Here is a 13,901-nt window from a genome sequence, read left to right as displayed (position 1 = left end):
CGCAGCGTGCACCCGGCAGGCTTGTCGTCGGGCGGCGCCGTGTCGGCGACCGCCGGCGAGTGAACCCGTCGCCGAACAGGAGCCCGATCCGTGTCCGTGGCCGTGTCCGAGTCCAAACCGATGCCGAATGCCGAAACGCTTGCCTGGTTGCGGGAGATCGTCGGCGATCTGCCGGTCGAGCCCATGGGGGTCGGCGCCAACCGGCTCTACACGGTCGGCGATCTGGTCCTGCGGGTATTCCACAACGCGGAGCGGCTGGCCCGGGACCCGTGGTACCGCCCCGAGCAGGAGGCGCGCACGCTGCGTCTGCTCGCCGAAACCCCGGTCCCCGCGCCGGAGTTGGTCGCGGCGCGGTTGGCGGGGGCGGAGCCGGCGCTGTTGACCACGAGGGTGCCGGGTACGCCGGAGCCGCCGGCGGACCCGGCCGTACTGGTGGGCCGGGCGGCCGAGGTGTTGGCGGCGATCCACGCGGTCGACGCGAGCGGGGCGGATTTGGTGGAATACGCCACCTATTACGATCCGGCCGTCGACGGGGCGCGGGCGGTACCGGCGTGGACCACCCGGCCGCACGTGTGGCAGCGCATGTTCGCCGCGCTCGCGGAGGAACCGCCGTCGGCCGTGCCGGGGTTCATCCACCGGGACTTCCACGGTGGGCAACTGCTGTGGCTGGGCGAGGAGATCGGCGGGGTGGTCGACTGGACCACGGGCTGTGTCGGTCCGCGCGGGGTGGACCTGGCTCGGATGCGGCTCAACCTGGCGCTCACCCACGGGGTGGCGGTGGCGGAGGAGTTCCTGCCCGCGTACGCCAAGGCCTCGGGGCGGATGGCGGAGCACCATCCGTACTGGGACCTGCTGGACGCGGGGGACGCGTTGTTGGATTGGCCGGAGCCTCGTACGGGGGTCGAGCTGGTGGAGTGGCAGCGGTTCGAGGCGTGGGTGGGGCGGGCGGTCAGGGGTGCGGTGCGGCTGCGCCTTGGTTGAGGTTGGGTTGGTGTGCCCGCGCGCTCCGCGCGTTGGGGTTTTGCAGCGTCGGTGGCGCCGGCCCGGCCCCTGGGGCGAGCGCCATCCGACGCGTGCGGCCTTCGTGGTGCGTCGGCATCCGGGATCCGGGCTGCCCCGCCCGGCAGGTGCGGGTGAGGGTTCCGGGGGTTAGGCGACTGGTTGCTTTGTGAGGTTGGGGGTTGGGGCTTTGTCTTGAGTTGCTTGCTTTTGGGTGGCTTTGGTGTTGTTGGGGAGGATCAGGGCGACCAGGACTGTGCCTGTTGCCAGGATGATTCCGCCGATCAGGCTCGTGTGGGCCACCGCCTGGGTGAAGGCGTGGTCGGCGGCTTGGATCAGGGCCTGGGCCTGTTGGGGGCCGGCTACGTGGCCTACCTGTTCGGCTGCGGCCAGGGCGCCACCGATGGAGTCCTGGGCCACGTTCATGGCCTCCGGTGGCAGCTTGCCGTCTACGGCCTTGGTCAGTTCCGACTCGTACGAGGTGGCCAGCACCGAGCCCAGGATCGCGATGCCGAGGGCGCCGCCGAGTTCCACCGCGGTGTCGTTGACGCCGCCGCCCGCGCCCAGTTCGTTTTCCGGGAACGAGCCCATGATCGCCTCCGTGCAGGGCGACACGCTCAGCCCGATCGCGAGGCCGAGCAGAAGCAGCGGGGCGAGGAAGTCGGTGTAGCCGGAGCCGTCCGAGACCCGGGTCATCAGCAGTACCCCGAGGGTGCCGAGGGCCATCCCGCCGGTCACCGTCACCCGCATGCCGAGCCGCGGGGTGAGCTGCCCGGTGGCGATCGCGCCCAGGCAGACCGCGCCGGCCAGCGGCAGCAGTCGCACGCCGGTCTCCAGCGGGCTGTAGCCGAGCACGAACTGGAGGTGCTGGGTGAGGAAGTAGATCGCGCCGAAGGTGCCCAGGAAGAACAGCAGCACGGCGAGCATCGACCCGGAGAAGACCCGCTCGCCGAACTTGCGCAGGTCGAAGATCGGGCGCGGGTGCCGCAGTTCCCAGCCGATGAACGAGCCGAGGCCCAGGACGAAGAGGACCAGCGCGGTCACCGGGCCGGTGCCCCAGCCGAAGTGCGGGCCCTCGATGATCGCGTACACCAGTGAGCCGAGCGTGACGATGGACAGCGCGCCGCCGACCAGGTCGAGCCGACCGTAGTCGTGTGCCTTCGACGGCGGGACCACGAACAGCGCGGCGACCAGGGCGATCAGCGCGACGGGCACGTTGATCAGGAAGGTCGAACCCCACGCGTGGCGCTCCAGGAGCCAGCCGGCGATCAGCGGACCGAGGGCGATCGCCAGGCCCGAGGTCGCGGTCCACGCGGTGATCGCCTTGGCCCGCTCGCTGCGCGGGAAGGAGGCGACCAGCAGGGACAGGGTCGCGGGCATGATCACCGCGGCACCCAGGCCCATCACCGCGCGGGCGATGATCACGCCGCTGGTCGAGTGCACCAGGGAACCGGCGACGGAGCCCGCGGCGAACACCACCAGACCGGTGATGAGCGCGCCGCGGCGGCTGTACTTGTCGCCGATCGCGCCGAGCACGAGCATCAGCGCCGCGTACGGGACGGTGTAGGCGTCGATCACCCATTGCAGGTCGCGGCTGGACAGGCCCAGGTCGCGGGTCATGTCGGGGGCCGCCACGATCAGCGAGGTGTTGGCCATGACGATGATCAGCAGGCTCAGGCAGAGCACGCCCAGGGCCCACCAGCGGCGGGTGTACGGCCGGTCCATGCGATCGACCGGCGTGGTGGCGAAGACGGACATCGAACGCCTTTCGGGGCAGGCGGCCGGCGCAGCCGCAGTACTTGCACAACGATGTGCAACTTAGTTGATTGCACACAGCTGTGCAAATATTGTGGAACGAGTCGGGTGAATCGGGCGGTTCGGCGCGTCGGAACGGAGTGTCGGTGCCGACGGGGCCGGATCTCTGGCAGGCTCCAGGTCACCCCAGGGAGGAACGCGCGATGGAGACGAAACCGGGCGCCGCACGGATTCCGGCCGGTGCCGCAGCGGCCGACGACGCAGCGGTCGGCGACGCGCCCGCGGTGCCCGCCGCCGCGAGTACGCCGCCGCGTCGGCGCAACGCGCAGTCGAACCGGGAACGGATCCTCGCGGTGGCCCGCAGCGAACTGATCCGCGACGCCGACGCGTCGATGGACGACATCGCGCGCGCGGCGGGAGTGGTGCGGCGCACCGTGTACGGGCACTTCCCGAGCCGGGAGGCGCTGGTCGCGGGGCTCGCGGAGGAGGCGCGGCGGGACATCCTGGCCGCGGTCGAGGGTGCGCGCCGTGCGGGCGACTCGCCCGAGGAGGCGGTGGCGCGGTTCGATCTCGCCGCGTGGGAGGGCGGGGAGCGCTATCGGCTGCTGATCAGCTTCGCCCAGCGCAACCTGGAGGACGGCGGGATCCCGGCCATGCTGGCACCGGTCCGAGAGCGCTCGATCGAGCTGATCGCGGCCGGCCAGCGCAGCGGCGTGTTCGCGGACCATCTGCCCGCGTCGGTGCTGGCGCTCGCGCTGGAGGGGATGTGCGTCGCGCTCCTCCAAGCGGCCGAGACGGACATCGTGGTGACCGCCGAGGACCAGGCGGCGGCGGCTCTGGTGGCCCTCGGCGTACCGGCCCCCCGGGCGGTCGAGGTGGTCGCCCGAGTGGTCGCGACCAACCAGGACTGACCCGCAGCGGGCAGCCGCCGCCACCGGCGGCCCCCGCCGACCGCCCCGGCGGGCCGGCCGTGTCGTGGGTCAGGGGGTGCCGGTGATCAGGGCCGGCAGGTCTCGCATCGACTTGAAGACCGTGGTGGTCGGGCCCTCCAGCAGGTGCGGGGGGATCAGGTCGCCCGCGTAGGCGAATGAGCGCATGCCTGCCGCGCGGGCGGCGCGCAGGCCGTTGAGGCTGTCCTCGACCACGACACAGTGTTCCGGGGCGACGCCCATCCGGGCCGCGGCGTGGAGGAAGACGTCGGGGGCGGGCTTGCCGTGAGCGACCTCGGTCGCGCTGAATATCCGGCCCGCGAAGCGGTCGTACAGGCCGGTTCGGCCGAGGGTGTGGGCCATCTTGTCGTGGCTGCCGCTGGAGGCCACGCACGTGGGCAGACCCAGGTCGGCGAGGGTGTCCACGGCGTACTCGATGCCCTCGACCGGACTCAGGCCCGCCTCCACCTCGTCCCGGTGCCGCGCCTCGAAGCCCCGGGTCCACTCGGCGGCCACGTCCGGCCCGACCCGCTCGGCGATCTGCTCGGCGATCGCCGTGGAGGAGCGGCCGACGAACCGCTCGATCACGTCGGCGGGGGTCAGCGGCCAGCCGTGCTCGGCGCCGAGCGCCACGTGTACCCGGATGGCGATGGGTTCGCTGTCCACGAGGACGCCGTCGCAGTCGAAAATGACAAGTCCGACAGAGTTGATCATGAACGGGAGCATAGGGCGTGTGTTCTGTTCCGGTCAGGATTCCCGTTCCCGTGCCCGCTCCCGTCCCCGTTGCGCTACGCGCCGGGGACCCGAGCGAGCAGTGGCGCCGTGTCGGTGCCCGCCGGCAGCGTGCCGAAGGTGTGCCCGCCCTCGCGGGCCAACCGCGTCGCGCAGAACGCGTCGGCCGCCGGGTTCGCGTACCGCACGAGCAGCGCGCCCTGGAGCAGTACGGCCATCGACTCGACGAGCCGCCGGGCCCGGAACTGCGCCTCGCTCGGATCGGCCAACTCCTTGCGCAGCGCCGCAGCCGCCGCATCGAGTCGGCGATCCGCCCCGGCGACCGCGTCGATCTCGGCGAAGTACGCGTCCACGCACGCCGGTTCGCGAGCCATCGCGCGCAACGCGTCGAGCGCGGCGACGTTGCCGGAGCCCTCCCAGATGGACACCAGCGGCGCCTCCCGGTACAGCCGAGGCAGCCCCGACTCCTCGACGTAGCCGTTGCCGCCCAGACACTCCAACGCCTCGGCCGCGTGCATCGGACCGCGCTTGCACACCCAGTACTTCGACACCGCGACCGCGATCCGGCGAAACGCCGCCTCGGCCGGATCCCCGTGCAACGCCCGGTCGGCCGCGCCCGCGAGCCGCATCGCCACCGTGGTCGCCGCCTCCGACTCGATCACCAGGTCGGCCAGCACGTTGCGCATCAGCGGTTGGTGGATCAGCGCCGCGCCGAACGCCCACCGGTGCGCCGCGTGGTGCGCCGCGCGGACCGCGCCGACCCGCATCCCGACGGCCGCGCCGATCACGCAATCGAGCCGGGTGGCGTTGACCATGGTGACGATGGTCCGCACCCCCTCGCCCTCGGTGCCGACGAGGCGGGCGTACGCGCCCTCGTACTCGATCTCGGCCGACGCGTTCGACCGGTTGCCGAGCTTGTCCTTGAGCCGCATCAGCCGGAACGTGTTGCGCGTGCCGTCCGGGAGCACCCTGGGGACCAGGAAGCAGGACAACCCGCCGGGGGCCTGGGCCAGGGTCAGGAACAGGTCGGACATCGGCGCGGAGGTGAACCACTTGTGCCCGGTCAGCCGGTACGACCCGTCCGCCGTCGGAGCCGCGAGCGTGGTGTTGGTCCGTACGTCGGAGCCGCCCTGCTTCTCGGTCATCGACATGCCGGCCAGCAGCCCGCGCTTGGCGGTCGGCTCGCGCAACCCGAAGTCGTACGTCCGCGCCGCCAGCAACGGCTCGTAGCGCTCGGCCAGTTCCGGCTCGACCCGGAGCACCGGCACCGACGCGTAGGTCATCGACAGCGGGCACATGTGCCCCGCCTCGACCTGACCCCACGCGTACAACTTCGCCGCGCGCGCGACGTGCGCGCCGACGCGGTCCTCCTGCCACGGGCTCGCGTGCAGGCCGTGCTCGATCGCGACGGTCATCAACTCGTGCCAGGCCGGGTGGAACTCGACCTCGTCGATGCGGTGCCCGGTGCGGTCGTGGCTGCGCAGGATCGGCTCGTGCTCGTTGGCCAACCGGCCCCACTCCTGCGCCGGTTCGTCCCACGCGCGCAGGCCCAGCTCGCGCACCTCGGCCTCGGCCCAACCCGCCTGTTCGCGGTGCAGGGCCTCGAACAGGGCTGGGTCGGCGGCGGCCTCCCGCGCGGTCGGAGCCGGGACCTGATTGGTGACCTCGTGCGTCGACATGTCCGGTAGTCAAGCAGTGCTACGCGTCGGTAACAAGGGTCGCGCGGTCGCTCGGCGCACGTGTCGCGGCCGTCGATAGGCTCGGGCGATGATCTCCGTAGTCGAACTGATCCACTACCCCGTCAAGGGGTGCGCCGGCATCCCGGTGGAGCGCACCCTGCTCACCCCCGCCGGGCTCGCCCACGACCGGACGTTCATGGTGACCGATCCGGACGGCGTCTTCCGCACCCAGCGACGGGATCCGCGCCTGGCGTCGATCCGACCGGAGATCGACGCCGACGGCACTCGGCTGATCCTGCATCGGCCGGACGCCGACCCGGTCACGATCGAGGTGGACACCGACGGCCCGCGCCGGGACGTGGACCTGTTCGGCGATCCCTATCGGGGCATCGACCAGGGCGACGCGCCGGCCGCGTGGTTGTCGGACGCGCTCGGCGTGCCGAGCCGCCTGGTTCGGGTGCCGCCGGAGCACGACCGGGTGACCGACGGCGCGATACCCGGCACCTGCGGCTACGCAGACAGCTCGCCCCTGCACGTGCTCTCCCGCGCCTCGCTCGCGCTGCTGCACGCGCGCCTGGCCGAGCGCGGGGAGGCGCCGCTGCCGATGAGCCGCTTCCGGCCGAACGTCGTGGTGGACGGCTGGGCCGAACCGCACACCGAGGACCGGATCCGCCGATTCACGCTCGGCGAGGCCGAACTGGGCTACGCCAAGCTCGCGATCCGGTGCGCGGTCACCCTGGTCGACCAGCGCACGGGGGCCAAGGCCGGCCCGGAACCGCTGCGCACCTTCGCCGGATACCGTCGCGCGCCGCAGGGCGGGGTGGCCTTCGGCGGCAAGTTCGCCGTGCTGCGCCCCGGCAAGGTCGCGGTGGGCGACGAACTCACGGTCACGGAGTGGGGCGAGTCGGAGATGTAGCCGGATCGGGGCCGTGCGCGAACCGGTCGGGTCCGATCCAGGCCGACGGAGGCAGTGGGCCGACGTACACCCACGCGCCCTCGTGCCGGACGAAGCGGCTGTGCTCGCGTACCTCGCCCCGGTTGCCGCGTTCGAGGTAGGTCGCGGTGAACTCGACGGTGCCCTCCTGGTGGAACGAGCCGCCGTCGGTGCTTCCGTGCACCTCCAGGCCCAGCCAGCGGGTGCGGTCGTCGAGGCCGACCCGGTCCGGCCGGGTGTCCGGGTACCAGGTGCGCAGCAGGTACGGCTCGTCGCCGACGACGAAGGCGCTGTAGCGCGAGCGCATCAGCGACTCGGCGGTGGGCGCGGGGGAGCCGGCGTGGCGGGCGCCGCAGCACTCGCCATAGGTCGCGGACAGGCCGCAGGGGCAGGGCGAGGCGGCGGTGACGGCGTCCGGTCGGGGCCGCGAGGTGCGTCGGGACATGACCCGATTCTGGCCCATCCGGCGGGCGGGGGAGCCGGCGACCACACCGCGCGTGGTCGGGCGGGCGTCAGGCGGGCGCCAGGCAGGGGCCCGGCAGCAGGTCGCGGATCATCGCCTCCCACTCGTCGGTGCTCGGCGGCGCGTCGGTGAGCAGCGCCTGGATGAGCAGCCCGTCCAGGGCGCCGACGAAGACCCGGACCCGGACCGGATCGCCGCTGAAGCGCAGCGCGAAGTCGGTGACGGCGGCCGTCCAGTGGTCGGTCGACTCGCGCAACTCCGGGCGGCGGGCGGCGAGCAGGAACAACTCGTACTCGGCGACCAGCCGGCCGGGGGCGGTGCAGATGTGCCGCAGGTGCTCGGCCAGCGCGCGCCGAGGGTCGCCCGGGGTGTCGACGAGCCCCCGGATATGCACCGCGTCCTCGGTCATACACGTGGTGAGCGCGGCGGTGAGCAGGTCGTCGACGCCGGCGAAGTAGTACGTGGACGCGCTGGTGGGCAGGCCCGCCTCGCGCGAGACGGAGCGGTGGCTGACCCCCGCGGCGCCGTCCCGCTCGACCACCCGCAGGGTGGCCTCGATCAGTGCGCGGCGCCGGCGTTCGCCCTTGGCCCGCCGGCCGTCGACGGCTTCCTCGGTCAGTGGGACTCACCTTCTCGTACGGGTGCGGCCTGGGGCAGTGAGCCGCCGTGCGCGACGGTCGTGCCGACCACGCGCGGGGCGGTCCGCCGCAACACACGGTATCCACCGAGCGCCATCACGACCGCGACGAGGGCCGCGCCGACCGCGACTCCGAAGCCGGCCCGGGCGCCGAAGTGGTCCACGACCAGACCGGACAGCGAGGAGCCGGCGGCCACGCCGATGCCGATGCCGGTGGCGGTCCAGGTCATGCCCTCGGTCAGCCGCGCGGGCGGGACCAGGCGCTCGACCAGGCTGACCGTGAGGATCATGGTGGGCGAGATGGACATGCCCGCGACGAACACGGTCGCCGCGAGTGCGGGCAGGTTGCCCACGAGCAGCAGCGGCAGGATGGTGATCGCGGTGCAGCCCACGCTGATCAGCAACATCCGGGGCAGCGGGGCGGCGAACTTGAACGCGCCGAACGCAACCCCGGCGATGCAGGAGCCGGCCGCGTAGGTGGCCAACACGAAGCTAGCGTTGCTGCGTTGACCGTGCTCCTCGGCGAAGGCGATGGTGACCACGTCGACGGTGCCGAAGATGGCGCCGATCGCGATCAGGGTGACCACGAGCACCTGGAGCCCACGGATCCGCATGACCGACCTGGTCGGGCCGGCGGTGCGCGGGTGCGGCGGGGGCTCGGTGCCGCGCTGCACGGTGAACAGCAACACGCCGACGGTGAAGAAGACGATCGCGGCCAGCGGCCCCGCCTCGGGGAAGACGGACACCGAGAGCTGGACGGCGATGATCGGGCCCAGGATGAAGCACAGTTCGTCGACCACGGACTCGAACGAGAACGCCGTGTGCAGGTGCGCCGAGCCGCGGTACAGGACCAGCCAGCGGGCGCGGACCATGGCCCCCATGCTGGGCATGCAGCCGGCCGGCACCGCGCACACGAACAGGGTCCACGCGGGGGCGTCGTAGCGGGCGCACAGCAGGAGGGCACCCATCGCGAACACGCTGACGGCGGTGGCCGGCGGAAGTATTCGGCCCTGCCCGTAGCGGTCCACGATCCGCGACACCTGCGGCGCGATCAGCGCGGTGGCCAGTGCGAAGGTGGCCGCCACCGCGCCGGCCAGACCGTATTCGCCGCGCAGTTCGGAGAGCATGGTGACGATGCCGATGCCGGTCATCGAGATGGGCATGCGGGCGATGAAGCCGGCCGCCGAGAATCCCTTGGCGCCGGGCGCGGTGAAGATGTCTCGGTAGGGGTTACGCACGGGAGTTCCCGTCGATAGAAAAATAAAGTGGGACGTTCGTTCCGGTTTCTATCACGGGAGAGGCGGTCGGCAAAGTCGCTTACCCGGGGTTGTTTCGCGCGGGAGCACGCCGAACCGGCCCGGGCGCGGCGGTGGTCGGCCGCCGCGCCCGGGATGTCGGGATCGCGCGGTCAGGCCGGGTCGACGGTCCAGTCCGGGTGGCCCGGCATCGGCGGGGTCTTGGCGCCGTACAGCCACGGGGTCAGGAATGGGGCCAGGTCGCGCTGGGCGACCTGGGAGGCCAGGTTCACGTAGTCGGCGGTGCTCGCGGCGCGGCCCTTGAAGCGGGTGGTCCAGGCCCGTTCGATCCGGGCGAAGGTGTCCGCGCCGACCTCGGCGCGCAGCGCGTAGAAGACCAGCGCCGAGCCGTCGTAGCGCATGCGCTTGAACAGGTTCGGCTCGGTGGGCTCGGCCGGCGCGCCGGTGTCCCGGCGCCAGATGTCGTGTTGCCGGTACGCCTCGCGCATCAGCGCCTCCATGTTGGCGCCGCCGTTCTCCTCGCTGTAGACGCGCTCGTAGTAGCGGGCGTGGCCCTCGCTCAGCCACAGGTCGGACCAGCGTTCGATGGCCACGCTGTCGCCGGTCCACTGGTGCACCAGCTCGTGCACCATGTTGCGTTCGGCGTTGATCTTGTCGCCGAGCAGGTCGCCCTCGGGGAGCAGGGACAACCCCTGGGTCTCCAGCGCGACGCCGAGGTCGGTGTGCGCGACGAGCAGGCCGTAGCCGTCGAACGGGTACGGGCCGAGCTTGTCCGTCACCCAGGCCAGGTGTCGCGGGGTCAGCGAGCGGTACTGCTCGACCCGGTCGACCAGGTCCGGCGGGATCGCGTCGCGCAGCCGGGTACCGTCGGCGGCCTTGCCGTCGATCAGGGTGTACTTGCCGACGGCGAGTTGGAAGAGCTGGCCGGCCACCGGTTGCCGGCTGTCGTAGGTCCAGCGGGTGCGGCCGGGAGCGGCCGGGCGCTTGTGGACGAGGGTGCCGTTGGAAAGCGCGGTGAGGTCGTCGGCCGCGGTGATCTCGACCGTGGTGCGGGCGCGCAGGCTCGGGTGGTCGTTGCTCGGGAAGATCATCTTGGCGCCGTCGGGCTGCGGGTAGATCACCGTGCCGTCGGGGGTGGGGATCCAGCCGAACGTCTCGATGGCGTCGTCGCGGTGGCGCTGCTGGGTGGGGTCGGCGGTGTACTCGACCCGGACGGTGAACGAGCGGCCCTTGCGCAGCGGGCGGGCCGGGGTGATCACCAACTCGTCGCCGTCGCGCCGGGTTTCGGCCGGGCGGCCGTCGACGGTGACCCGGCCGAGGGTGTTGCCCGCGAAGTCGAGGTCGAACCGGGACAGCGCCTGGGTGGCGGTGGCCTCGATGGTGGTGACGGCCGGGAACGCGGCGCCGGGCGCCTGCCAGTCGAAGGCGAGCGTGTAGTGGTCGGCGCGGTAGCCGCCGTTGCCGCTCAGCGGGAACAGCGGATCGCCGATGCCGGGCGCGCCCGGGGTGGGCCGGGCGTCGTCGGCGTGGGCCACGGGGGCGACGGCCGCGGTGAGGGTGAGGGCGGTCGCGAGGGCGAGGAGGGATGTGACGGTGTGTGGTGGACGTCTCATGGGCACCACCCTGTGCCGGCCCGATCGCCCGCGGTAGTGCCCCACGCGCGGTTTCACCCGGCCGGCCCGGCAGTTCGCCCGAGCGGCGTGCACCCGCGGTCGGGCCGGGGTGGGCCCGACCGCCGTGCGGCCGTCGCCGCCCCGGGAGTTGGATCCGGGTGTGGTCGGGCGCGGCGGCGGTCCGGGGGCGGGGCCGGACCGCCGAGGGGTGGGACGGGTTCAGGCGCGCTGTTCGGTGGCGCGTTCGGCGGCCTTTTCGGCGGCCTTGTCCGCCTGGAAGCCGTCCTCGTCACGGCCCTTGCGCCAGTAGCCGGAGAAGGAGATGTCGGCGCGGTCGACGCCGCGCTCGTCGACCAGGTGTCGGCGCAGTTCCTTGACCACGCCGGCCTCGCCGTGCACGAACGCGTGCACCCGACCGGTCGGGAACTCCAGCGCGCGCAGCGCGTCGAGCAGGCCGGGGCCGGCGTCGCGGGTGATCCAGGTGAGGTCGAGGTCCAGCTCGGGATGGGTCGCGGGCAGGATGCCGGTGGGCGCCTCGGCCGCGGTGCCCACCTCCAGGAGCGCGATCGCCCGGGCGGCGGCGGGCAGCCGCTCCATCGACGCGGCGATCGCCGGGTAGGCGCTCTCGTCGCCGACGAACAGGTGCCAGTCCGCCTCGGGGTCGGGCGCGTAGGCGCCGCCGGGACCGAGCAGGCGCAGCGTGTCGCCCGGCTTGGCGCGCGCCGCCCAGGGGCCGGCCAGGCCCTCGTCGCCGTGGTGCACGAACTCGATGGTCAGCTCGCCGGCCGCCGGGTTGTTCGCGCGCACCGTGTACGTACGGGTGCGCGGCCAGTCCTCGCGCGGGAGTTCGGCCCGGATGACCTCCATGTCGAACGGCTCCGGGTAGCTCACCCCGGGCAGCGGGAAGAGCACCTTGACGTAGGCGTCGGTGTAGCCGTTGTCGGTGAAGTTCCGGTAGCCCTCGCCGCCGGCGACGATCCGGATGAGGTGCGGGCCGACCTGTTCGGTGCTGCGCACCTCGAGTTCGATCAGCTTGCGGGGCTTGCGTACCGGGCTGTCCGCCATGGGGGGTTCTCCTCGCCTGCACTGTGCGACTCGGCGCGTGTTTGTTAGGTAACCCTAACCTGACATGCGCGCCGTCGGTCGCCCGGGGCCGGAAAGATTCCGGCCGGGGGCCTGAAGACACGCGCTATCGCCACGGGGTGAGTTCGGCGCGCTTGGGGGCGCGGCCGTCGCCGGAGGAGCGGCCGGTGGCGCGGCGGGCCAGCCAGGGGCCGAGGTGGGTAGTGGCCCAGCGCGCGTCGGCGCGCCTGCGGTCGCCCCACGTGCGTGGCGCGGCGGCGGGCAGCGGTGCGCGCCAGTCGTCGTCGCCGGGCAGGCCGAGTGCCTGCGCGGTGGCCTCGGCGACCCGGCGGTGTCCTTCGGTGGACAGGTGCAGCCGGTCGTCCGCCCACATCCGGGGATCGTCGAAGACGCGCGCGGTGAACAGGTCGACCACGGTGGCGTCGTGGCGGGCGCCGACGGTGTCCACGAACTCCACCAGGCGTTCGATCCGGGGCATCAGCCGGGCGGAGGAGCGCAGTCGGCGGGTGGGGTCGGTGCTGCGGAACAGCACCAGGTGTCCCCCGCCGGCGGCGAGCTTGGCCGCGGCCTGCTCGAACACCGCGCAGACCGCGCCGACGTCGCAGCGCGGGCGCAGCACGTCGTTGAGGCCGCCGGCGAGGCTGATCAGCGCGCCGTCGAGCGCGACGGCGGTGTCGACCTGCTCGTCCGCGATCTGCCGGATCAGCTTTCCGCGCACGGCCAGGTTGGCGTAGCGCAGCGTCGGCGTGTCGTCGGCGAGTCGGTCGGCGAGGAGGTCGGCCCAGCCGCGGTAGTTGCCGTGGGCGTCCGGGTCGGACATGCCTTCGGTGAAGGAATCGCCTACCGCGACGAAGGTTTCGAAGGTGGGGTGTGTGTTGAGCATCGCCTGACGAGCCTAGTGCGGGCCGCGGTTGGGTGTTGGTCGGGTCGGATTCGGTGTGCCCGCCCGCTTCGCCCGTTGCGTTGTGTCCACGCACTGGGGTTTCGAGGCGTCGGGCCGGGCCGGTCGGGCCCCTCGGCCCTGTGGCTCCCGGCGTTGGGCCACCCCGAAGAAGTAGTCGCCGAGGAGGGACTTGCTGCCGATGACGTCGAGGCCGTGTCGGGGGAGTTCGGCGAGGAAGTCGCGGGCGTCGAAGCGGTCCTCGGTGGGGTGGTCGAACAGCAGGGCCAGGGTGGGGCGGGCCAGTGCGCGGGCGGTCATCTCGGAGAAGTAGAACCGGCCGCCCGGGCGCAACACCCGGCCCACCTCGGCCAGGCAGGCGCGCCAGTCCGGGATGTGGTGCACGATCGCGAAGTCGAAGACCGCGTCGTAGCTCGCGTCCGCCGCGTCGACCGCGGTGCGCAGGTCGGTGGCCGAACCCTGGACGATGGCGACCCGGCTGTTGCCGTGCCAGCGCCGCCGGGCCCGGGCGAGCGAGTCGGGGTCGACGTCGATGCCGTCCACCCGCGCGGCGCCGAAGCGGTTCAGGATCAGCTCGATGCCCCGGCCGGTGCCGCAGCCGATCTCCAGCGCGTGTGCGCCCGGGTCGAGCCGGCCGCCCAGGCGCAGCAGCAGGGGTGTCTCGTACCAGATCTGCGGGCCCCGGCGCAGTGGACTGGCCACGACCATCTTCTCGACGGTGTTCATCCGCATGGCGGTTCCCCCCTGGTTCGCCGAGCACCGGTCTGCGCATCCGCCCGGTTGCCGAGTGTGACCGACGCCCCACGATGGGCCATCGCGTGATATGCGTCAAGGACCGGGACGGGCGGTGCCGGTGTGCTCTCCGTATCGGTGGACCGGAGGCGTTAGCCTTCGGAGGCGGGTCGGTGGTGCGTGCGCGC

12 protein-coding genes and 1 pseudogene are annotated in these 13,901 nt (G+C 72.6%); 3 read left to right on the top strand and 10 right to left on the bottom strand.

Annotation, left to right across the window (positions count from 1 at the left end):
• Positions 1-90: 90 nt before the first annotated feature.
• Positions 91-981, top strand: a complete 891-nt coding sequence (locus tag ACWGR4_RS04935; RefSeq protein ID WP_380000604.1) for a phosphotransferase family protein — start codon at positions 91-93, stop codon at positions 979-981.
• 168 nt (positions 982-1,149) lie between these two features.
• Here the strand turns inward: ACWGR4_RS04935 and ACWGR4_RS04930 are convergent, their stop codons facing one another.
• A complete protein-coding gene (locus ACWGR4_RS04930) occupies positions 1,150-2,757 on the bottom strand; it encodes an MFS transporter (protein WP_452133049.1) in 1,608 nt (535 codons plus the stop codon).
• Positions 2,758-2,957: 200 nt separating this feature from the next.
• On the opposite strand from ACWGR4_RS04930, the gene ACWGR4_RS04925 reads away from it, so the two are divergent.
• Entirely contained in the window at positions 2,958-3,665 is a 708-nt protein-coding gene (locus ACWGR4_RS04925; RefSeq protein ID WP_452133050.1) for a TetR/AcrR family transcriptional regulator, read from the top strand.
• Positions 3,666-3,734: 69 nt separating this feature from the next.
• Here ACWGR4_RS04925 and ACWGR4_RS04920 read toward each other — a convergent pair whose 3' ends face one another.
• Together ACWGR4_RS04920 and ACWGR4_RS04915 are read right to left on the bottom strand one after the other, a co-directional pair.
• Positions 3,735-4,397: an HAD family hydrolase gene (locus ACWGR4_RS04920; RefSeq protein WP_380000598.1), complete on the bottom strand. Its 663-nt coding sequence runs from the start codon at positions 4,395-4,397 to the stop codon at positions 3,735-3,737.
• A 74-nt stretch (positions 4,398-4,471) separates the two neighbouring features.
• Positions 4,472-6,094: an acyl-CoA dehydrogenase family protein gene (locus tag ACWGR4_RS04915; protein ID WP_452133051.1), complete on the bottom strand. Its 1,623-nt coding sequence runs from the start codon at positions 6,092-6,094 to the stop codon at positions 4,472-4,474.
• Positions 6,095-6,182: 88 nt separating this feature from the next.
• On the opposite strand from ACWGR4_RS04915, the gene ACWGR4_RS04910 reads away from it, so the two are divergent.
• Positions 6,183-7,010, top strand: coding sequence for an MOSC domain-containing protein (locus tag ACWGR4_RS04910; protein ID WP_452133052.1), 828 nt, complete (start codon positions 6,183-6,185; stop codon positions 7,008-7,010).
• A gap of 64 nt (positions 7,011-7,074) precedes the next feature.
• On the opposite strand, the pseudogene ACWGR4_RS04905 reads toward ACWGR4_RS04910, so the two are convergent.
• From ACWGR4_RS04905 to ACWGR4_RS04875, 7 genes and pseudogenes are all read right to left on the bottom strand, one after another.
• Positions 7,075-7,473, bottom strand: a pseudogene (locus tag ACWGR4_RS04905) (YchJ family protein); the annotation flags it as partial.
• 67 nt (positions 7,474-7,540) lie between these two features.
• Positions 7,541-8,032, bottom strand: a complete 492-nt coding sequence (locus ACWGR4_RS04900) for a TetR/AcrR family transcriptional regulator (RefSeq protein ID WP_380000594.1) — start codon at positions 8,030-8,032, stop codon at positions 7,541-7,543.
• A 74-nt stretch (positions 8,033-8,106) separates the two neighbouring features.
• A complete protein-coding gene (locus ACWGR4_RS04895; RefSeq protein WP_380000592.1) occupies positions 8,107-9,366 on the bottom strand; it encodes an MFS transporter in 1,260 nt (419 codons plus the stop codon).
• A gap of 170 nt (positions 9,367-9,536) precedes the next feature.
• On the bottom strand, positions 9,537-10,997 hold the full coding sequence (locus ACWGR4_RS04890) for a M1 family metallopeptidase (RefSeq protein ID WP_452132473.1): 1,461 nt from the start codon (positions 10,995-10,997) through the stop codon (positions 9,537-9,539).
• Between the two features lie 219 nt (positions 10,998-11,216).
• Positions 11,217-12,062, bottom strand: coding sequence for a siderophore-interacting protein (locus tag ACWGR4_RS04885; protein ID WP_452132472.1), 846 nt, complete (start codon positions 12,060-12,062; stop codon positions 11,217-11,219).
• 124 nt (positions 12,063-12,186) lie between these two features.
• A complete protein-coding gene (locus tag ACWGR4_RS04880) occupies positions 12,187-12,963 on the bottom strand; it encodes an SGNH/GDSL hydrolase family protein (protein WP_452132471.1) in 777 nt (258 codons plus the stop codon).
• 12 nt (positions 12,964-12,975) lie between these two features.
• Complete coding sequence (locus ACWGR4_RS04875; RefSeq protein WP_452132470.1) at positions 12,976-13,713, bottom strand: class I SAM-dependent methyltransferase; 738 nt, start codon at positions 13,711-13,713, stop codon at positions 12,976-12,978.
• Between the last annotated feature and the right edge of the window lie 188 nt (positions 13,714-13,901).

The sequence above is a fragment of the Embleya sp. NPDC055664 genome (assembly GCF_053618075.1).
Note: the sequence above shows the minus strand (reverse complement) of the source record. Positions and strands in the feature narration are given on the sequence as shown.

What these genes read in the sequence shown, in the direction of transcription:
- ACWGR4_RS04930 (WP_452133049.1), bottom strand. Translation starts at nt 2,757, where the DNA reads ATGTCCGTCTTCGCCACCACGCCGGTCGATCGCATGGACCGGCCGTAC.
- ACWGR4_RS04925 (WP_452133050.1), top strand. Translation starts at nt 2,958, where the DNA reads ATGGAGACGAAACCGGGCGCCGCACGGATTCCGGCCGGTGCCGCAGCG.
- ACWGR4_RS04920 (WP_380000598.1), bottom strand. Translation starts at nt 4,397, where the DNA reads ATGATCAACTCTGTCGGACTTGTCATTTTCGACTGCGACGGCGTCCTC.
- ACWGR4_RS04915 (WP_452133051.1), bottom strand. Translation starts at nt 6,094, where the DNA reads ATGTCGACGCACGAGGTCACCAATCAGGTCCCGGCTCCGACCGCGCGG.
- ACWGR4_RS04910 (WP_452133052.1), top strand. Translation starts at nt 6,183, where the DNA reads ATGATCTCCGTAGTCGAACTGATCCACTACCCCGTCAAGGGGTGCGCC.
- ACWGR4_RS04890 (WP_452132473.1), bottom strand. Translation starts at nt 10,997, where the DNA reads ATGAGACGTCCACCACACACCGTCACATCCCTCCTCGCCCTCGCGACC.
- ACWGR4_RS04885 (WP_452132472.1), bottom strand. Translation starts at nt 12,062, where the DNA reads ATGGCGGACAGCCCGGTACGCAAGCCCCGCAAGCTGATCGAACTCGAG.
- ACWGR4_RS04880 (WP_452132471.1), bottom strand. Translation starts at nt 12,963, where the DNA reads ATGCTCAACACACACCCCACCTTCGAAACCTTCGTCGCGGTAGGCGAT.
- ACWGR4_RS04875 (WP_452132470.1), bottom strand. Translation starts at nt 13,713, where the DNA reads ATGCGGATGAACACCGTCGAGAAGATGGTCGTGGCCAGTCCACTGCGC.